Raw genomic sequence first — 20213 nt, 5'->3', positions numbered from 1 at the left:
ATTCTATTTTTATTTAGCCATCATATCAACTATATCTGTTCATAATAAACAGATTTATGTATTATAACACTCAAAATATGTAAAAATTCCCAAACAAATCCACCATTTGTTTGGGAATAGAGTTATTTTTATTCAATACCAACGATTTTAACATCGATTTCAGCACCATTTGGTAAAGCTACACGTACTTCATCGTTTAAGTGTTTACCAATTAAACTTTGTGCCATTGGTGATTCGTTTGAAATTTTACCATTAAATACGTCTGCTTCTGCAGAACCTACAATTTTATAGCTTTCTTCTTCGTCACCAGGTAGTTCAACGAATGTAACTGTTTTACCGATTTGAACGACATTGTTATCGCCGTTATCTTCAATAATTACAGCGTATCTAATCATGTTTTCAACACGTTGGATATCTTGTTCGATGAAGCCTTGTTCATCTTTTGCTGCATCGTACTCAGAGTTCTCAGAAAGGTCCCCGAAAGAACGTGCTACTTTAATTTTTTCTACGATTTCAGGTCTTTTAACTGTTTTTAATTCTTCTAATTCTTGTTCTAGTTTTTCATAACCTTCACGAGTCATTGGGTATTGTTTTTGATTTTCCATAGTTTCATCTTCCTTTACTTTATTTATTGTTTACTGACTAATGTTTGTATTTTCGTCGTCATGATATCGATAGCAACCTTATTACTGCCACCTTCTGGAATAATGATATCTGCATATTTCTTCGTCGGTTCGATGAATTGGTTATGCATAGGTCGAACCACGTTTAAATATTGGTTAATCACTGATTCCATGGAGCGACCGCGTTCTTCAGTATCTCGAATGAGACGTCTGAGGATACGCAGGTCTGCATCGGTATCGACATATATTTTTACATCCATTAAATCACGTAATGTTTTGTTTTCAAGGGTGAAAATACCTTCCACTATGATAACATCTTTAGGTTCAAATGTAATCGTTTCACTACTGCGTGTATGATTGGTGTAATCATATGTCGGTACATTGACGACCTTGCCTCTACGTAAATCCTGTAAGTTTGAAATTAAGAGATCATTATCAAATGCAAATGGATGATCGTAGTTCGTTTCCAATCTCTCTTCAAATGTTAAATGAGATTGATCTTTATAATAGTAATCTTGTGCGAGTAATGCAACACTATACCCTTCAAGATTTTTCATGATTTCATTTGTCACGGTTGTCTTTCCTGAGCCTGAACCGCCTGCAATACCAATTATCGTCGTTCCGTTCATTGTCCAATTTCCTTTCTCATCATATTGTTCGCGTAGAGTGGATGTTCGACTTTGATTTGAACGATTTGTAATGGATGTCTTGCAGCATCTAGCTCGTTACCTTCTTCATCATAAATCGCATCGACGACCTGTCTGAAGGTATCGATTTCTGGACCGTAAAATTCTATCTCTTGCCCTGGTTTAAAATGATTCCGTTGTTGAATCGTTGCTATCTGAGTCGTTTCATCATAATCCAGTACTAAACCACAAAAATCATATTTAGACATTTTAGATTGTTCTCTTTTACCGAACATTTGCTCTTCATATCCTGGTGTGCCTTCAAAAAAGGCGGGTGCGGTATCACGATTTGCACATTTATCGAGTTCTATCAACCAGTTAGGATCAATTTTAAAGTTTTCAGGATCTGCTGCATAAGCATCGATCACTTTTCTATAAACTGATACAACAGTCGCGATATAATGAATCGATTTCATGCGCCCCTCAATTTTTAATGAATCAATACCAATATCCATCATCTTAGGAATAGATTCGATTAATTTCAAGTCTTTGGGGCTCATCGCAAATGGTGTGACATCTGATTCATCATACAATAAATCTAGCTCGCCATCATCATCGATTTTAAGTAAATCGTAATCCCAGCGGCAACTTTGGCAACAGCCACCTCTATTAGAGTCACGCGCTGTCATATGATTACTTAACGTGCAACGTCCAGAATAGGCAATACACATCGCACCATGTATAAATGCTTCGATTTCAATGTCGACTTTATCTTTCATTTCTTGCATTTCCATCGCACCAGTTTCACGTGCAAGGACGACGCGATCTAGTCCTTCTTCTTTCCAAAATTCCACCGCTTTGTAATTGGATAATGATTGTTGTGTAGAAAGATGGATCTCTAACCGAGGTGCCACTTTTTTACAAGTTTCAATTATTAATGGATCGGCAACGATAATCCCATGTACACCCGCTTCTTCAAGTGACTTGAGATATGTATCTAGACCCTCCATATTTTCATCGTGAGCAATAATGTTCGTCGTTACATAAATTTTCGCACCGTAACGTTCAGCGAAAGCCACTCCTTCTGCAATTTCTTCTATTGTAAAGTTGTCCGCATTTGATCTCAAACCGTATTCTTGTCCACCTAAAAATACGGCATCTGCCCCATAATGAACTGCAATTTTTAATTTTTCCAGATTACCTGCTGGGGCCAATAGTTCTGGCTTTTTCATTTTAGCTTTCGTAGATACGGGCGCTTTTTCTAAAGTTTTCACAGACAATCCTCCTTAATATACAGTTTGTTTATATAAGAAGCCTTCATCAAATGGTCGATGTTCTGGTCGAATAGCTTCAATAGGATCCACCAACATGAATTTTTCATCATCATATGCTTCAGGATCTTCTTCATAAAGATCAATCGCTTCACGGTATTGTTCCGTACAGACATTAATATATTCTTCTGTTTGCAGTACGCCATCTATTTTCAATGCATCGATACCTGCTTCAAATAACGGTTCGAGTTCTTCTATTAAACAGATGTCATTGGGTGACATGATGTGTGTACCATTATAATCTTCAAACACAGGATACATGTTTTCGCGTTCTTCATCATAAAGCAGTAAATCGTGATCGTCATCTGAACGTTGGATCTTCATTTGTCTATCTTGGAAGGTATAATAATTACCTAACAGCATACGCTTAGACTGGAACATGCATGTCATTCCATGGACTTGAACTTCAATTTCAACATTCGCATGTGCTTTAATATTTAGGATTTCTTCTAGACTTAATTCTCTCGCAAGCACAGCACGACTAGCACCTTTTTTACCCCAATAGTTACATTGGAAATAGTTTGTAACTAGCGTTTCTGCGTCCCAATGAAGTGAAATAGGATTTTGTTCATTTTTCACGTACATCACAACGGCAGGATCCCCAAATATAATGCGATCCACGCGAATTTCATGGAGAAAACGGATATAATCTTCTAATGCGTTTAAATGATAGTTGTGAAAGATACCATTTACCGCAGCATAAGCTTTTTTACCGTGTCGATGAATTAAATCCACCGCTTCTTCCATCGCGTCGCGGTTAAATTCACCTGCTAAACGTAAACCAAATTTTTGTTCCCCGAGGACAAATGCATCGGCACCTTTATCGATCAACGTTTCGATATGTCCAACAGATTTAGGTGTTACTAGTAATTCTGTCATACAGACGCTCCTTTAATAGATATTGCTACGCCATCATCCATATTTAAAAAAGTTGTTGCGTATTGAGTTTGTTCCATTAACCATTTATTATAAGCGTTAATTTTTTTCGCCATTTGTCGTTTGTTACGAGATTTAACCGCATCGATGTTCGCTACAAAGTCGTGATACAACACGTTATCAGTAATAACAAGACCACCTTCACGTAAATAAGGTGTATATCGCTCGAAAAACTTCTGTGATTGTGCCTTTGCCGCATCAATAAAGACCATATCGTACGTGCGGTCAGCGACTTGGTCCATCACTTCTAACGCATCCCCGTGTATTTGACGAATTTGTTGATCATAATTGAATGCTGAAATATTATGTTTCGCACGTTGCTGCATCGTTTCATCACGTTCAATCGTCGTTACTTCTATTTCTGGAGATACAGAAGCAAAATGCATTGCGCTGTATCCAATCGCAGTACCGATTTCAAGAATGTACGTCGTTTTGTGCATTCGAATCAGTTGCTTAATCAACTCAAGCGTCAATTTATCAACAATCGGTACATGATTGTCTTCAGCATAAGGACGCAATGATTCAATCTCATTATCATTATGTTTTAGTAGCTCTAATAAATAGTTTTGATTATGATCCATCTGATATCTTCCTTTAATATTCGAAATACAATTTAATATAATAAAATAAACCAGCCAAACATTGCTGACTGATTGTAGGATATCTCCTCAATAATAATCGTTACGATCACATTGGTAAAATATTTCTAGAAGGTTGGTCGCCACAATTAAAATGAGGTTTAAATTGATTGAAGCCTTGTTTTGACTTTCACTACTCGCTTGTCGTTCCTTAAAACATTGCTCGTACAAATTAACTCTAAATATTTTATCATATTTTCATTTACTTTACTATATTAAATATATCCTTAACGTTAATCTGTTCACATACTTTTTCAATTACATGTCAATAATCTACATTTCAGCACAAAATAAAAGCGAGCGGAGTAAGGAACTGCATCTGCTCGAAATCCTATCACCTAGATAGTTTCTCACGTTCTACTTCCTACTGCTCCGCTCACATTCAATCACGCATTCATTATTTTATGCGTCTGCTTCATCGTCTAATTCTGTATTGACGATTTCTTCAATCATATTCCATTCTTCATCAGATTCAACTGGTAACAATTTGCCACCGTCACCGCTTTCATCTGTTTCGTTAATCATAGGAATAAGCTCGATTAAATCATCATCGTCTGCTTCTGCGCCTTCTTCAGCGAGAATAACATATTCTTTTTCGAATTCGGGATGATAGAATTCAAGCATTTTACGATATAGGACTTCATCGCCATTTTCATCGTATAATGTGAGTAATTCTTCTTCATTATTAACTCGTAATTCTGCATCGTGATTATGTTCAGCCATTGATAATCTCTCCTTTTATTGTATAGAATCTAAATAACCTTGCAGTATAAATACGGCAGCCATTTTATCAATGACTTTCTTTCTTTTCTGTCTTGATACATCAGCTTCTAGTAGTGATCGTTCAGCTGCTTTCGTACTTAAACGCTCATCCCACATAATAATTTCTAAAGTGGGCATCGCTTGTTGCAACTGTTCTTTATATTGTAACGAAGCTTCACCACGAAAGCCAATAGAATTATTCATATTTTTGGGCAGTCCAATGACAACTGTCCCAACATTTTCATTCTCTATGATCTCAACGAGTTGATCTATCCCTAGTTCGTTCTTTTCTTCATTAATATGGAGTGTATCTAATCCTTGTGCGGTCCATCCCATCAGATCGCTAATTGCTATGCCTACAGTTTTACTTCCAACATCTAATCCAATAATTTTTTGCTTTAACATATAATCCTATTTCTAATTTTGTTTTAAATAATGTGACACGAGTTCTTCCATAATGTCATCACGATCGATGCGTCGAATTTGATTTCTAGCTTCATTGTGACGTGGAATATAAGCTGGGTCTCCAGAAAGTAAATAACCTACGATTTGATTTACTGGATTGTAACCACGTTCTTCTAGCGTTTGGTAGACATTAAGAAGTACTTTTTTGACTTCATCTTTTGGAACTTCTTCATAATCAAATTTCATTGTTTTATCAAAGTTTGCCATATTAACACTCCTTTATAATGCATAAGAATGATACGCATATATTTAACACGTCTCCATTTTACACGAGACGGATAGAGAGTTATAGCGATTTAATATAATTTTTAATGAAACTTAATGATTCTGTTATGTTCTCAGGTTGGGAACCGCCACCTTGTGCCATATCAGGTCGTCCGCCACCTTTACCGCCTACAACAGGTGCCATTTCTTTGATGATGTTACCGGCTTTGATTTGGTCTGTTAAATCTTTTGGAACCGTTGCAATTAATGATACTTTACCACCGACATCGCTCACTAAGATGATAATCGTATCTTGAAGTTTAGATTTAAAGTCATCCATTGTTTCTCTGATTGCTTTACTATTAGCGACTTCAACTTGTGTTGCGAGGACTTTGAAACCATTTATTTCTTCAACTTGATCTTGGATGTCACCCATTTTCAGACTTGTTACTTCTTTATTTAACTGCTCAACTTGTTTAGATAAATCTTTGTCATGTTGTTGAAGTTGCATGATTTTATCGTAAACTTGATCATCAGCTTTAGCTTTGACTTGTTGTTTAACCGCGTTAAATTTATCTTGAATAGATTCTAAGTATAAGAACGCTGCTTTTCCAGTGAGTGCTTCAATACGACGCACACCCGCACCTGTACCAGATTCACTCATGATTTTGAACAAGCCAATTTCAGATGTATTACTTACGTGGATACCACCACAAAGTTCAATAGAGAATGGAGACATATCTACGACACGGACGATGTCGCCATATTTTTCACCGAATAGTGCCATCGCACCCATCGCTTTCGCTTCATCGATTGGCATCTCTTTGATGGATACATCTAAACTATTCCAGATTTCTTCGTTAACCCGGCGTTCTACTTGATCAATTTCTTCTTGTGACATCGGACCAAAATGAGAGAAGTCGAAACGTAAACGATCGGGTTCTACTAATGAACCAGCTTGGTTAACATGATCGCCTAATACCTCTTTCAGTGCAGCGTGTAGTAAGTGAGTTGCACTGTGGTTTTTCTTAATAGAGCGACGTTCATCGTGATTGACAGTTGCTTTAACTGTGCTACCTGTTTTCACTTGACCGAATTGTACTTCACCTTTATGCAGATTTTGTCCATTTGGTGCTTTAGTGACTTCTGTAACGACAATTTCAAAGGTATCACTTTGAACCGTTCCTTGGTCTGCAACTTGTCCACCGCTCACTGCATAGAATGGTGTTTCGCTTAGTACAAAATAAATCACTTGTCCCGCTTCAGCTTGATCTACTGCTTCGCCATTGTAAATGATGTCGGTTAACGTAGTATCTTGATCCATCACATCGTAACCAACGAATTGGCTATCAGTATGAATGTTTTTCAACACTTCACTTTGAACTTGCATAGATTGTGAATTTTGACGTGCTTGACGTGCACGTTCACGTTGTTTGTCCATCTCTGCAGCAAACGTATCCATATCAATCGTTAATCCTTCTTGTTCAGCAATTTCTTCAGTGAGTTCAATAGGGAAACCATACGTATCATACAGTTTAAATGCATCTTTACCATCGATTTCACCATTTGCTTCTTTCGCATTTACGATTAAGTCGTTGAGGATAGCTAAACCATCTTCAAGTGTTTCATGGAAACGTTCTTCTTCTGATTTAATCACACGTTTGATGAAGTCCGCTTTTTCTTTCACATTTGGATAATAAGGTTCCATAATATCTGCCACTATATCGACGAGTTGATATAAGAATGGTTCATTGATATCTAACGATTGACTGAAACGCACGGCACGACGAAGTAATCTTCTTAAAACATAGCCACGTCCTTCATTCGCAGGTAATGCGCCATCCGCAATAGCAAAAGCGATGGTTCTAATATGATCTGCAATCACTTTGAATGCGATGTCGTACGTATCATTTTCTAGATATTTTTTATCAGCAATATTTTCAACTTCATGAATGATAAGCATGAATAAATCTGTTTCATAGTTTGTACGCACATCTTGTGAAATGGAAGCCATACGTTCGAGACCCATGCCGGTATCAATGTTTTTATTTGGTAACGGTGTATACGTGTGGTCTTTGTTATGATTGAACTCACTAAATACTAAGTTCCAAATTTCTAAGTAGCGTTCATTTTCACCACCTGGATACATTTCTTCTTCAGGATCCTCTGCACCGTATTCTGACCCGCGATAATAGAAAATCTCAGTGTTTGGACCAGATGGGCCTTCACCAATATCCCAGAAATTTCCTTCAATACGAATGATACGGCTTTCTTCAAGTCCGATGTCTTCGTGCCAAATGCGATAAGCTTCTGTATCTTCTGGATGAATTGTGACGTATAAACGTTCTGGTTCAATCGCCATCCATTTCTCGTCTGTTAAGAATTCCCATGCATAAGCAATCGCTTCGTTTTTAAAGTAATCACCAATAGAAAAGTTACCTAACATTTCAAAGAATGTATGGTGACGCGCAGTAAAACCTACATTTTCAATATCATTTGTACGAATTGCTTTTTGAGAGTTCACAATACGAGGTAAACGCGGTGTTTCGCGACCATCAAAGTATTTTTTCAACGTCGCTACACCTGAATTGATCCATAGTAAAGAATCATCATCGATCGGAACGAGTGAAGCTGATGGTTCAACCATATGACCTTTATCCACGAAAAAGTCAATAAAATTTTGTCGTATCTCGCTCGCTTTTAAATTTTTCATTCTTTTCTCATCCTCCATTTTTAACAGCATAAAAAAATGCTCATCCTCACTGAAGGGACGAACATTCGCGGTACCACCCTAATTATAAGTCGTGACGTCATCACTCACGAAACTTATCTCTCATTAGTTATTTATGAATTTGACATCAAGTAGCGTTCAACTTCACTAGCTGTATCTCTCAGCAACTGATACATCTCTGTGTGCGTAGTAAAAGTTTACTCGTCTTCATGTTTTAATCTCATTGGTCTGATGTGTGGATTGTACATTTCACATAGACATTCATATATAAATTAATTTTATAGTCTTATTGTATTGATTTTCAAGCTCAAAGTCAATCATCATTGAAATCGTAAGGCGTAACTTTTCCCATATTAATCATTGGATCAATGCTGAACATATCCGTTTCCGTCAATACAAAATTAGCTTCTTGTGTTGGTGTTTCTGCTTCCTCACTATCTGCATCAGTCACTTCAGAATTGTGTTCTTCTGTGTTGTTATCTTCATCTTCACCGAAGTATTGTTTTAAGAATGTACAAAGCTGTGTCATCCGTGCCTTACCTTCAGTATTAAGACCAATGTCAAAAGCTTGGGGATCTCCGAGTAACACCAGTGATTGTTTCGCCCTTGTTAACCCTGTATAAAGGATTGGTTTTTGCAACATGCGATAATATTGTTTCACCATTGGCATGATCACGATTGGGAATTCCGAACCTTGAGATTTATGGATCGAAGTGCAATAAGCATGAGTTAATTCAATTAAATCTTGTCGTGTGAAGGTAATTTCATTGCCTTCAAAATCAACGACTAAGACATCTTTATTCAGCGCATTTTCTTTAGCCCAAAACACTCCTACAATAACGCCAATATCTCCGTTGAAGATATTATCGTTAGGTCGATTGACAAGCTGTAATACTTTATCGCCCTTACGGAAGACCACATCACCAAATTCAATTTCACGTGAGTCTTTCGCTTTCGGGTTTAAAATGTCTTGCAGTACTTTATTGAGCTTTTTAATCCCTGCTGAGCCTTTATACATCGGTGCAAGGACTTGAATATCACTCATGTCGTAACCTTTCGTTACAGCATTCGATACAATCTGCTCGACAACATTCGGAATTTGTTCTGCACCACATCTGATGAAATTTCGATCGTGATACCGTTTCGTAATATCAATCGGTTGACCCAATTTAATGTGATGGGCGAGTTCAATAATACTTGAACCATCTTGTTGACGATAAACTTCGGTTAAGTTCACCCTAGGAATGACTTTCGATTCAATTAAATCTTTGAACACTTGACCTGGTCCAACAGATGGAAGCTGGTCTTCATCACCGACAAAGATAATCTGTGCATCTAACGGCACAGCACTCATAAATTGATGGAACAACCATGTATCTACCATCGACATCTCATCGATGATAATCAACCGAGCATTAATTTCATGATCTAAAATGTCTTCCGGTTGGGTATCCTGATTCCATCCAATTAAACGGTGAATCGTCATCGCTTCTAAGCCTGTCGCTTCAGCTAACCGTTTCGCTGCACGACCTGTAGGCGCTGCGAGCACTACTGGATAATCATCTTCGCTATAATCATCATAATCGAGTGAAATACCATGGACTTCTGCATATAAATCAACAATACCTTTAATGACTGTTGTTTTACCAGTTCCGGGGCCCCCTGTGAGCAACATGACTTTCGTATTCATCGCTGTCTGTAATGCTTCTTTTTGTAAAGCGGCATAACTGACTTCTTGTCGTTCTTCAATTTCTCCGATATGTAATTGTAAATCTGATAATTCAAATTCTGTCATTTTATGTGTGTAGCTAAAGACTCTATACAGTGTTTGGACACTCTTTAATTCGGAGTAATAGAGGCTAGGTATTGCGAGCTGATCTTCGTGTTCAATTAATTTAGTTTCCTCAATCAATTCCTGCGTCATGCTTTCAACTAACGCTGTCTCAATCGTTTCTTCAGGTGGTTGTGACAACATGTCTACTGTCATCTCATAAACATATGATGTTGGGAGATACGTATGACCTTGTTTCACACATTCTTCTTCGAGAACATAAAGTAAACCCGCTTTAATGCGTTCTGGATCGTCATAAGCAATACCAATATTACGTGCGAGTGTATCTGCTTTATTAAAACCAATACCCTTAACATCATAAACGAGTTGGTAGGGCTTTTTCTCTACAATCTCTAACGTATCACTCATGTATGTTTGATAGATATTCATTGCCAGTTTAGGTCCGAAACCTAAATCATGTAACCGGATAATAATTTTTTCTGTTTCTTGGTTTGCATTGATTTGTTCAGCAATTTGTTGTTGTTTCTTTTTCGAAAGCCCAGGCACTTTAGACAGTAATGTTTCATCATTTAATATGTCATTAATCGCATTATCTCCAAGGGCATTCACAATACTTTGAGCAGTTTTTTTACCGACACCTTTAAAAAGATCGCTAGATAAATAACTGATGATGGCTTCTTTTGTTTGAGGTAATTCTTTTTCAAACGTTTCGGCTTTTAGTTGCTTACCATATTTGGTGTGATTAACAATTTGGCCTTTGAAGGTATACACATCACCTTCTACAATGTCAGGAAAGAACCCTACAACCGTTGGCGTTGAATCAAACGTTTCATCTGACTCACTAGGCTCTACTTTTAACACAGTATAAAAATTATCTTTATTTTGGAATACGATTGCGTCAACAGTGCCTTTCACTGTCGTCTGTTCAAACAATGTAGGGCCTTCCTCCATGTTAATCCTCCTCTTCTGCTAATTGTTCAAATGTTTTTATCGCATGCTGGCTCATGACATGTTTAGGATCTATGTCTACCGCACGTTTAAAATAAGGCATCGCTTCGGTTGTATCTTCTGTTAACATATAGGTAGCTAATCCTAAATTGTACAGTGCATCGACATGTTCTTTGTCTATTTCTAATACCAATTTAAGTTGTTTTACTGCCGCTTCAAACATTTCCAAATGACATAAAACTAAACCATATTGAAATTGCACTTCAGCATCTTTGTTCGGTTCTAATTCAGCTGCAGTCATAAGAAATGGCATTGCTTCTCTGAATGCACCCAACTGATTAAATGACATGCCAATCATGTAGTTCGCATCTACTTTTTCCATATTGAATTGAAGTGCTTGTTGATATAGTTTAATCGCTTCATTATAACGGCCTTCATTGTAATATACATTAGCTAGATTATAATAAATTGCGCCGTTTTCAGGATCCAAAGTAATCGCACGTTGGAAGAAGCGCTCCGCATGTTCTACTTCGCCCGCTTCGGCGATTAAAATACCTGCATTGATATAATTTTCTACTTCTTTTGGATTTGCTTCAATATTATCAAAGAGTGATTGTAACGCTTCTTCAACCTTGCCATCTTTGATTAATTGATAAATCTGTTGTTGTTCCACTGAAATACCTCATTTCTTACATATCATTATAACATGTGCTTCTTTCCATGTGTGAAAAGACAAAACAGGACAAGACTGTGTGATTGTCTCGTCCTATTTTGTAATGGTTACATATAATTTTACAAACACAATTTACAATACATAACTTAATTGACCTGAATTTTTGTAGACTTCATCGATTGTTGCACCGCCTAAGCACACTTCTTCATCGTAAAAAACAACCGCTTGTCCCGGTGTAATTGCACGAACAGGTTGATCAAATGTAACACGTAACGCATTATCATTTTCTCGTTGTACAAATACTTTCGTATCTTTTTGACGATATCTGAATTTGGCTGTACATTCAAAGCCTTGTTCAAGGTCTACTGGATTAACAAAGGAATAATCAGATGCGATCAGACAATCACTATAAAGTGCATCATGATCAAAACCTTGTTCTACATATAGTACGTTATCTGCTAAATTTTTACCTACAACGAACCAAGGATCGCCATCGCCACCGATGCCTAAACCATGACGTTGACCGATCGTATAGTACATCAACCCACTATGCATCCCTTTTTTCTCACCATTAAGTGTACGCATTTCACCTGATTGAGCAGGTAAATATTGAGATAAGAATGTTTTGAAATTACGTTCTCCAATAAAGCATATACCAGTTGAATCTTTTTTCTTAGCAGTGGCTAAGTCTTGTTCTTCCGCAATACGACGTACTTCTTTTTTATCCATATCGCCGATTGGGAACATGACATGAGACAATTGTTCTTGAGAAAGTTGATTTAAGAAATACGTTTGATCTTTATTGTTATCGACACCGCGAAGCATTTCAACGTGGCCGTCATCATGACGGCGAATACGTGCGTAATGACCTGTGGCTACATAGTCAGCCCCTAGTTTTAAAGCGTGTTCTAAGAAAGCTTTAAATTTAATTTCTTTATTACACATGACATCTGGATTTGGTGTGCGTCCTTTTTTATATTCATCTAAGAAATATGTGAACACTTTATCCCAGTATTCTTGTTCGAAGTTAACAGCGTAGTACGGTATACCAATTTGGTTACATACTTCAATGACATCATTATAATCTTCAGTTGCAGTACATACACCGTTTTCGTCCGTGTCATCCCAGTTTTTCATGAATATGCCGATCACTTCATAGCCTTGTTCTTTTAACAAGTAGGCAGTCACAGAACTGTCTACACCACCAGACATGCCTACAACTACTCTTGTATCTTGATTTGACAATTAGTTTACCTCCCTAAATCGATGATATATTTTATGAATTTCTGCAGCTACCGTTTTAATTTCTTTTTCAGTCGTTAATTCGTTAAAGCTAAAACGCACAGAATGGTTTGCGCGATCTTCATCATTATACATTGCTGTTAAAACGTGTGATGGTGTCATTGAACCCGCTGTACATGCTGAACCAGCTGAAACATAGACTTGTGCTAAATCTAATAAAGTAAGCAAGGTTTCAACATCTATAAATGGAAAATATAGATTAACTACATGTCCTGTGGCATTCGTCATAGAGCCATTCAATTCAAACGGTATCGCTCTTTCTTGCAATGTGACTAAAAATTGATTTTTTAAATTCATTAAATGGACGTTATTGTCATCCATGTTTGTAACAGCTAAGTTCATCGCTTCTGCTAAGCCTACTATTTGTGGTAGGTTTTCAGTACCTGCACGGCGTTTGGTCTCTTGTTCACCACCAAATTGACTATATTGAATCGGTGTCTCTGCTTTAACATAAAGCACACCTACACCTTTAGGACCACCAAACTTATGAGCTGTAATACTCATCGCGTCGATATTAAAATCTGCCATATTAATATCTAAATGCCCCACTGCTTGCACTGCATCAACGTGTAATAATGCATTGGACTCGGAGACGATTTGGTCAATGTCATACATTGGTTGAACCGTACCAACCTCGTTGTTCACAAACATGATTGAAACGAGTGTAGTCTCAGGCGTCAGAGCCTCACGTAATTGGTCCAAATCAACGACGCCTTCTTCATTTACATCTAAATACGTCACGTCAAACCCTTCACGTTCTAATTGTTCGAACACATGGAGTACAGAGTGATGTTCTATTTTAGTGGTAATGAGATGTTTACCTTTTGCTTGATTAGCATATGCGATGCCCTTAATCGCTGTATTACTAGATTCAGTTGCGCCACTCGTAAAGATAATTTCTTTAGGAGAAGCCCCGATTAATTTAGCGACTGTACGACGAGCTTCATCTAAATACTTACGTGCATCTCTTCCTACTGAATGGATTGAAGAAGGATTTCCGTAATGACTTTGATAAATATTCATCATTTTTTCTATGACCTCAGCACGCACTGGTGTCGTAGCTGCATAATCAAGATATACTTCCATGGGTTTGACACTCCTCATTTTTAAAATCATTATCCCTATCATAGCACCATATATATGAATTTTCTAGTTGACAGTTTATGACTAAATGGATAAAAAATAGGTTTTCAAATGCATGATTCATCATTCTCAAATAGTTTCCTTATTAATCATTAACGAAAATCAAATTTTAGAATTTATATTTAAAGGAACATTTTTTACACTTGTAAAATTTTAACAGAAATTATGCTGAGTGCAAGAGTGAGCAATATTTTACGAGCGGCAACATTTCATTGTTATAATTATAATAATTGTAGAAGAAGGAGTGTCATTGAATGGAGAATTTGAAACTTTCTGCACTCAACCTTGTACCTGTACGTGATGGACAAGATGATGCAGATGCTTTAAGCGATATGGTCTCACTTGCGCAACATCTTGATGACTTAGGATACGAACGTTACTGGATTGCGGAACACCATAACGCACCTAATTTAGTCAGTTCTGCAACAGCTCTATTAATACAACACACCTTAGAACATACCGATCATATTCGTGTTGGTTCTGGAGGCATCATGTTACCCAACCATGCGCCACTAGTTGTCGCTGAACAATTTGGTACGATGGCAACGCTTTTCCCTAACCGTGTAGATTTAGGTTTAGGCCGTGCGCCAGGTACAGACATGATGACAGCTAGCGCGCTACGTCGTGACCAACACAATGGTGTATATCAATTTCCTGAAGAGATAGAAGAACTTCAAACCTTCTTCAGTCCTGAAAATGAACAAGCTTACGTCAGAGCTTATCCAGCTGCAGGAAAAGATATTCCTTTATATGTGCTTGGCTCTTCAACTGACTCAGCGCATTTAGCAGCTCGAAAAGGATTACCTTATGTCTTTGCTGGACACTTTGCGCCACAACAAATGAAAGACGCAATTCAAATCTATAAAGAATTATTCCAACCTTCTGATGTGTTAGACAAACCTTATATGATTGTCTGCTTGAATGCGATTGTTGCAGAAACCGATGAACAAGCTCAATACTTAGCCTCTACACAGGCACAAGTGATGATTAGTATTCTTCGTGGTAAAATGCAACCCGTTCAACCACCTACAGACGATTTACGTAGTGTGCTTACTGAAAGAGAATATGAACTTGCGCAGCAACGTTTCCGCACTTCATTGATTGGTTCAGAAGATACGGTCAAAGAACAATTAAAAGCGTTTATGGACCATTATGGTTCTTTCGATGAATTAATGGTTGTAAGTTATATTTATGATCAAGATCTTCAAAAAGAATCATACAGTCGTTTAAAACATGCGTTAAACGATGAAAAATAAAGTTAAGAAATAGTTGAAAATGAAGAAGTCCGCTTATACAAAACAAAACAATTTGTATAAGCGGACTTTTGTATGCGTGAGACAAAATTTAAGAGGCTAGAACGCAATACGTTCTAGCCTCTCAATTCATACAGTCATTCAATTTGTATTCATGCTGTTTTATAAAATCAATGATTTAATCATCGAGGTTACTTCAAATATAAAATAACTCTATGATCTTTCGGTTAATAAGGTGAAATTATTTTTTGAATTTATCAATAACGTCGTTAGCTTTTTCTTTTACGTTGTCAACGACTTCTTTAGCTTTACCAGAAGCTTTGTCTTCTTTACCTTCTTTTTCTAAATCTTTATTGTTAGTTGCGTTACCAACTGTTTCTTTCACGTTACCTTTTGCTTGTTCTAATTTTTTGTTTTCCTCTGCCATAAGTAATTCCTCCTTTGACTGTATATACAGATAATACCACAGCCGTTGAATGTTAAACATAATTTTTAATTCTTTATTTATCAATTTTTTATGATCTTTCATTAAGTAATTATAACTTACACATTTTCTCTTAAAAAATCAACTAAAAACATTCAAATTTACATGTTTTTAACGTAATTATTAAAATGTGTAGCTATTTGATTACTCAATCATTCAATGACTCAAAGTGTATTATTAGAAGGTACCTTTCTTACATAGTTCATTGAATATGGGTAGTTTATATAATTGAGTTGAAGATGTCAACACTTAAATGTAAAACATGTATCCATCGAGATTATCTGTTTCTTTATAATCAACTAAGTCTTTCAAGGTTGTATTATCTAATACATCTCTCACTGCGTCTCTCATGCGTATCCAGAGTTCTTTTTGAGCTGGGGGTTCTGAATCGATACTTTCGACAAAAGTAATCGGTCCTTCTAATAAACGAATGATATCACCAGCTGTAATATCTTCAGCAGCTATTCGTAATTGATAACCACCTTTAGCGCCACGTACACTTCTGATGAGCCCTGCATTTCTTAAGGGGCCTACAAGTTGTTCTAAATATAAATCACTAAGATTGTTTTCTTCGGCTATAGATTTTAATGATATACAACCTTGCCCTTCTTTTTTGGCTAAGGAAATCATTAATGTTAATCCATATCTCCCTTTTGTTGATATCTTCATTATATAACCTCTCTAACTGTCTTATTTTAAAACTATTTATTCCCATTCTATCATTTTTTACGTTAATATAGAATGAGAAAGGTGTGAACGAAGTGACTAATGAACCACTTGCATTTCGAATGAGACCAAACAATATTGATGAAATCCTCTCACAACAACATCTTGTTGGACCTAAAGGCATTATACGTCGGATGGTTGAGACAGAGCGATTATCATCAATGATCTTTTACGGTCCTCCAGGTATTGGTAAAACAAGTATCGCAAAAGCGATCTCCGGTAGTACAAAAAGCAAATTCAGACAACTCAATGCCGTCACAAATACCAAAAAAGATATGCAATATATTGTAGAAGAAGCAAAAATGTCTGGTCAAGTCGTACTGTTACTCGACGAAATTCATCGACTTGATCAAGCGAAACAAGATTTCTTATTACCTCATTTAGAAAGCGGTAAAATCATCTTAATTGGTGCGACTACTTCTAATCCCTATCATGCCATTAATCCGGCCATTCGTTCAAGAGCACAAATCTTTGAACTTTATCCACTAGAAGATGATGATATCCGCACCGCTTTAGATCGTGCATTAGAAGACGAAGCGCGTGGCTTAGGTCAGTATCAGGCGACCGTTGACAAGGATGCAATGGAATATTTTTCTACTCAAAGTCAAGGTGACGTCCGCAGTGCATTAAACGCGTTAGAACTTGCCGTGTTAAGTGCAGATGAAACGGATGGCACGCGACATATCACACTCCAAGATGCGAAAGATTGTTTACAAAAAGGTGCATTTGTCAGTGATAAAGATGGTGATATGCATTATGATGTCATGAGTGCATTTCAAAAATCAATCAGGGGAAGTGACGTTAACGCTGCCCTTCATTACCTCGCACGTTTAATCGAAGCAGGAGACTTACCTACGATTGCTCGTCGCTTACTCGTCATCAGTTTTGAAGATATTGGGTTAGCTTCTCCGAATGCAGGCCAACGTACACTTGCAGCAATTGAAGCTGCTGAAAGACTTAGATTCCCAGAAGCACGTATTCCACTTAGCCAAGCTGTCATAGAACTCTGTCTTTCACCTAAATCAAATTCAGGTATTTCAGCCATCGATGCAACGCTCAGTGATATTCGTAAAGGAAACGTGGGTCAAATTCCCGATCACCTCAAAGATGGTCACTATTCTGGTGCTAAAAAACTCGGCCGTGCCATAGGTTACAAATATCCACATAACTATGATAATGGTTTCGTTCCACAACAGTATTTACCAGATAAATTGAAAAACCAAATTTATTACGAACCCAAAACAACATCTAAAAGTGAACAACAATTCAAGACTATTTATGATAATTTAATGCAATCACAAAAAGAAAATAATTAACGCACTGTTAGCTATAAGTCTATGAATAAAAAGAACGTCTATCATTACAAACGATAGACGCTCTTTTTGTGCGATAAGTCGCATTGCATCATAGCAATCACATAGGCTCATCCATTGATGTTGTCTGAGTTCTAAGCTATAGCAAATCCAGCTAAACGAGCATTATCTCACCTTAAAAATTTCCATAAAAAAACACGTAAGACAAAAGCCTTACGTGCCGATAGACTCCGTTGATGCCGTAGTTGTAATAGCTTGATCATTCGGCCTGCTGTGTACAGGTGGGTGCCCTGTTTCTTGGTTTGCAAGTCCTCAATGAGAGGCATGTGCGCCGCAAGAAAACCTATTGGGCTCCCGGATCAAAGAGTGTTAGGCCCAAATAAAAAGCAAACTTACGAACACTACAGACATCTATCTTGTGCCTATCATCATAACACATACAGCCACATAAGCAAGAAATAAAGCCTTGAATTTAGTGTCTAATTAGTGTCTAATGCGTAATGATAATTCTTGAAGTTGCGCATCAGAAACTTCCCCTGGTGCATCGGTTAAAAGACATGTTGCAGATGCTGTTTTAGGGAATGCAATCGTATCTCTTAAGTTAGTACGTCCTGTGAGCAGCATTACTAATCGGTCTAGACCTAATGCAATACCACCATGTGGAGGAGCTCCGTATTTGAATGCATTGAGTAAGAAGCCGAACTGTTCTTGCGCTTGTTCTTCTGTAAATCCAAGCACTTCAAACATTTTAGCTTGTAATGCGCGATCGTGAATTCTGATTGAACCACCGCCGAGTTCATAGCCGTTAAGCACGACGTCATACGCATTCGCTTGCGCATTTTCAGGTTCGTCATCTAATTTTTCAATGTCTTCTGGTTTAGGTGATGTAAATGGATGGTGTGCAGCCACATAACGTTGTGCTTCATCGTCATATTCTAACAATGGCCAGTCAGTCACCCATAAGAAGTTCAGTTTTTCAGGATCGATTAAATCTAAATCTCTCGCAAGTTTTTGACGTAATGCACCTAAACTTTGTGCAACAACGTCTTTACTATCAGCGACGAATAAGACTAAGTCACCTGCTTTTGCATCTGTTAGTTGTTTTAATGTTTCAATATGTTCATCTTCAAAGAAACGGGCGATTGGGCCACTTAAACCATCTTCTACGACTTTAACCCAAGCTAAGCCTTTCGCTCCATAGATGTTTACAAACTCAGTTAAGCCATCGATATCTTTACGTGTATATTGGTCTGCGGCACCCTCAGCAACGATTGCTTTCACTTGGCCACCACTTTCTACAGCACCTTTGAATACTTTAAAGTCCATTGTGTGACCTAATTCTGAGACATCGATGAGTTCCATGCCGTAGCGTGTATCTGGTTTATCTGAACCATAACGTGCCATCGCTTCATCGTAAGTCATACGAGGGAATGGTGTAGGAATATCTTTCCCTTTTACATCTTTTACGACTTTTTGAAGCATTTCTTCGCCCATTTCAATGACGTCTTCTTGATCGACAAAGCTCATTTCCATATCCACTTGTGTGAATTCTGGTTGACGGTCTGCACGTAAGTCTTCATCACGGAAACATTTGACGATTTGGTAATATTTATCGAATCCACTAATCATCAATAATTGTTTAAAGATTTGCGGTGATTGAGGAAGTGCGTAGAATTCCCCTTCATGTACACGAGATGGCACGAGATAGTCACGCGCACCTTCTGGCGTAGATTTAGTTAATACAGGTGTTTCAATGTCATAAAAACCTGACTTATCAAGGTATTCACGAATAGAACGTGTAATTTGATGGCGCATTTTGAACGTTTGAGCCAATTCTTGACGTCTCAAGTCTAAATAACGATATTTCAAACGAATATTTTCATCTACATTTTGGTTTTCTTCGTTAATCGCAAACGGTGGTGTTTCAGATTTGTTTATAATTTCGATGCTTGAAACTTGAACCTCTACTTGACCAGTAGGAATTTTAGGGTTAACTGTTTCAGCATCTCTTTTTTTAACGATACCAGTTACTTCTACGACATATTCAGAACGAATAGATTCAGCAACTTCGAGCGCTTCTTTTGAAAATGAAGGGTTGAAAACAACTTGTACAAATCCTTCACGGTCACGTAAGTCAACGAAGATAAGGCCGCCTAAGTCACGTCGATTGTGTACCCAACCTTTTAAAGTCACTTCTTGATCTAAATACGATTCTGTAATTAAACCGCAATACGTTGTTCGTTTACTCATTTCTTATCAATCT

The 20213-nt window shown here is 37.3% G+C and carries 18 protein-coding genes and 1 other RNA gene; 2 read left to right on the top strand and 17 right to left on the bottom strand.

Translation table 11 applies throughout. The annotated features are described in order from the left end of the window. Positions 1-128 precede the first annotated feature (128 nt). From greA to APS80_RS05235, 13 genes are all read right to left on the bottom strand, one after another. Positions 129-605, bottom strand: a complete 477-nt coding sequence (gene greA / locus APS80_RS05295) for a transcription elongation factor GreA (RefSeq protein WP_059107237.1) — start codon at positions 603-605, stop codon at positions 129-131. A gap of 23 nt (positions 606-628) precedes the next feature. Continuing rightward, positions 629-1252 carry a uridine kinase gene (gene udk, locus APS80_RS05290; RefSeq protein WP_059107236.1) on the bottom strand — a complete coding sequence of 208 codons (624 nt, stop codon included), beginning with the start codon at positions 1250-1252 and terminating at the stop codon, positions 629-631. Beyond that, complete coding sequence (locus APS80_RS05285; protein ID WP_103170828.1) at positions 1249-2481, bottom strand: peptidase U32 family protein; 1233 nt, start codon at positions 2479-2481, stop codon at positions 1249-1251. The genes udk and APS80_RS05285 overlap by 4 nt, the downstream gene beginning before the upstream one ends. 54 nt (positions 2482-2535) lie before the next feature. Beyond that, complete coding sequence (locus APS80_RS05280; protein WP_059107234.1) at positions 2536-3459, bottom strand: peptidase U32 family protein; 924 nt, start codon at positions 3457-3459, stop codon at positions 2536-2538. Continuing rightward, complete coding sequence (locus APS80_RS05275) at positions 3456-4097, bottom strand: O-methyltransferase (protein WP_059107233.1); 642 nt, start codon at positions 4095-4097, stop codon at positions 3456-3458. The genes APS80_RS05280 and APS80_RS05275 overlap by 4 nt, the downstream gene beginning before the upstream one ends. Before the next feature lie 459 nt (positions 4098-4556). Further along, positions 4557-4877: a DUF1292 domain-containing protein gene (locus APS80_RS05270; RefSeq protein ID WP_059107232.1), complete on the bottom strand. Its 321-nt coding sequence runs from the start codon at positions 4875-4877 to the stop codon at positions 4557-4559. Between the two features lie 15 nt (positions 4878-4892). Then, positions 4893-5321, bottom strand: coding sequence for a Holliday junction resolvase RuvX (ruvX, locus tag APS80_RS05265; RefSeq protein ID WP_059107231.1), 429 nt, complete (start codon positions 5319-5321; stop codon positions 4893-4895). 12 nt (positions 5322-5333) lie between these two features. Next, complete coding sequence (locus APS80_RS05260) at positions 5334-5588, bottom strand: IreB family regulatory phosphoprotein (protein WP_059107230.1); 255 nt, start codon at positions 5586-5588, stop codon at positions 5334-5336. 79 nt (positions 5589-5667) lie between these two features. Continuing rightward, positions 5668-8298 carry an alanine--tRNA ligase gene (alaS, locus tag APS80_RS05255; protein WP_059107229.1) on the bottom strand — a complete coding sequence of 877 codons (2631 nt, stop codon included), beginning with the start codon at positions 8296-8298 and terminating at the stop codon, positions 5668-5670. 331 nt (positions 8299-8629) lie between these two features. Continuing rightward, the gene (gene recD2, locus APS80_RS05250) at positions 8630-11059 is read right to left on the bottom strand and encodes an SF1B family DNA helicase RecD2 (RefSeq protein ID WP_059107228.1); all 2430 of its coding nucleotides are present in this window, start codon (positions 11057-11059) and stop codon (positions 8630-8632) included. Position 11060: 1 nt separating this feature from the next. Further along, positions 11061-11729, bottom strand: coding sequence for a tetratricopeptide repeat protein (locus tag APS80_RS05245; RefSeq protein WP_059107227.1), 669 nt, complete (start codon positions 11727-11729; stop codon positions 11061-11063). Positions 11730-11861: 132 nt separating this feature from the next. Then, positions 11862-12974 (bottom strand): tRNA 2-thiouridine(34) synthase MnmA, encoded by a 1113-nt coding sequence (gene mnmA, locus APS80_RS05240; RefSeq protein WP_059107226.1) that lies wholly within the window; start codon positions 12972-12974, stop codon positions 11862-11864. After that, positions 12975-14117, bottom strand: coding sequence for a cysteine desulfurase family protein (locus APS80_RS05235; protein WP_059107225.1), 1143 nt, complete (start codon positions 14115-14117; stop codon positions 12975-12977). It lies immediately after the preceding gene. A 311-nt stretch (positions 14118-14428) separates the two neighbouring features. Between APS80_RS05235 and APS80_RS05230 the strand changes: the two genes are divergently transcribed. Next, the gene (locus APS80_RS05230; protein ID WP_059107224.1) at positions 14429-15430 is read left to right on the top strand and encodes an LLM class flavin-dependent oxidoreductase; all 1002 of its coding nucleotides are present in this window, start codon (positions 14429-14431) and stop codon (positions 15428-15430) included. A gap of 238 nt (positions 15431-15668) precedes the next feature. Here the strand turns inward: APS80_RS05230 and APS80_RS05225 are convergent, their stop codons facing one another. After that, the gene (locus tag APS80_RS05225; RefSeq protein WP_059107223.1) at positions 15669-15854 is read right to left on the bottom strand and encodes a CsbD family protein; all 186 of its coding nucleotides are present in this window, start codon (positions 15852-15854) and stop codon (positions 15669-15671) included. Positions 15855-16160: 306 nt separating this feature from the next. Next, a complete protein-coding gene (gene cymR / locus APS80_RS05220) occupies positions 16161-16580 on the bottom strand; it encodes a cysteine metabolism transcriptional regulator CymR (RefSeq protein ID WP_059107222.1) in 420 nt (139 codons plus the stop codon). A gap of 92 nt (positions 16581-16672) precedes the next feature. On the opposite strand from cymR, the gene APS80_RS05215 reads away from it, so the two are divergent. Then, positions 16673-17953, top strand: coding sequence for a replication-associated recombination protein A (locus tag APS80_RS05215; RefSeq protein ID WP_059107221.1), 1281 nt, complete (start codon positions 16673-16675; stop codon positions 17951-17953). Positions 17954-18173: 220 nt separating this feature from the next. Here the strand turns inward: APS80_RS05215 and ssrS are convergent. Both ssrS and aspS read right to left on the bottom strand, forming a co-directional pair. After that, positions 18174-18363, bottom strand: a non-coding RNA gene (ssrS, locus tag APS80_RS10595) — 6S RNA. A gap of 70 nt (positions 18364-18433) precedes the next feature. Beyond that, complete coding sequence (gene aspS, locus APS80_RS05210; protein WP_059107220.1) at positions 18434-20200, bottom strand: aspartate--tRNA ligase; 1767 nt, start codon at positions 20198-20200, stop codon at positions 18434-18436. Positions 20201-20213 lie beyond the last annotated feature (13 nt).

Source organism: Staphylococcus auricularis (genome assembly GCF_001500315.1).
Lineage (GTDB): Bacteria > Bacillota > Bacilli > Staphylococcales > Staphylococcaceae > Staphylococcus > Staphylococcus auricularis.
This window is presented reverse-complemented; position numbering and strand designations above follow the sequence as displayed.

Coding starts and splice junctions, on each gene's coding strand:
- cymR (WP_059107222.1), bottom strand. CDS start 16,580: ATGAAGATATCAACAAAAGGGAGATATGGATTAACATTAATGATTTCC.
- APS80_RS05280 (WP_059107234.1), bottom strand. CDS start 3,459: ATGACAGAATTACTAGTAACACCTAAATCTGTTGGACATATCGAAACG.
- APS80_RS05275 (WP_059107233.1), bottom strand. CDS start 4,097: ATGGATCATAATCAAAACTATTTATTAGAGCTACTAAAACATAATGAT.
- alaS (WP_059107229.1), bottom strand. CDS start 8,298: ATGAAAAATTTAAAAGCGAGCGAGATACGACAAAATTTTATTGACTTT.
- recD2 (WP_059107228.1), bottom strand. CDS start 11,059: ATGGAGGAAGGCCCTACATTGTTTGAACAGACGACAGTGAAAGGCACT.
- aspS (WP_059107220.1), bottom strand. CDS start 20,200: ATGAGTAAACGAACAACGTATTGCGGTTTAATTACAGAATCGTATTTA.
- ruvX (WP_059107231.1), bottom strand. CDS start 5,321: ATGTTAAAGCAAAAAATTATTGGATTAGATGTTGGAAGTAAAACTGTA.
- udk (WP_059107236.1), bottom strand. CDS start 1,252: ATGAACGGAACGACGATAATTGGTATTGCAGGCGGTTCAGGCTCAGGA.
- APS80_RS05235 (WP_059107225.1), bottom strand. CDS start 14,117: ATGGAAGTATATCTTGATTATGCAGCTACGACACCAGTGCGTGCTGAG.
- APS80_RS05230 (WP_059107224.1), top strand. CDS start 14,429: ATGGAGAATTTGAAACTTTCTGCACTCAACCTTGTACCTGTACGTGAT.
- APS80_RS05270 (WP_059107232.1), bottom strand. CDS start 4,877: ATGGCTGAACATAATCACGATGCAGAATTACGAGTTAATAATGAAGAA.
- APS80_RS05225 (WP_059107223.1), bottom strand. CDS start 15,854: ATGGCAGAGGAAAACAAAAAATTAGAACAAGCAAAAGGTAACGTGAAA.
- APS80_RS05260 (WP_059107230.1), bottom strand. CDS start 5,588: ATGGCAAACTTTGATAAAACAATGAAATTTGATTATGAAGAAGTTCCA.
- APS80_RS05285 (WP_103170828.1), bottom strand. CDS start 2,481: ATGAAAAAGCCAGAACTATTGGCCCCAGCAGGTAATCTGGAAAAATTA.
- greA (WP_059107237.1), bottom strand. CDS start 605: ATGGAAAATCAAAAACAATACCCAATGACTCGTGAAGGTTATGAAAAA.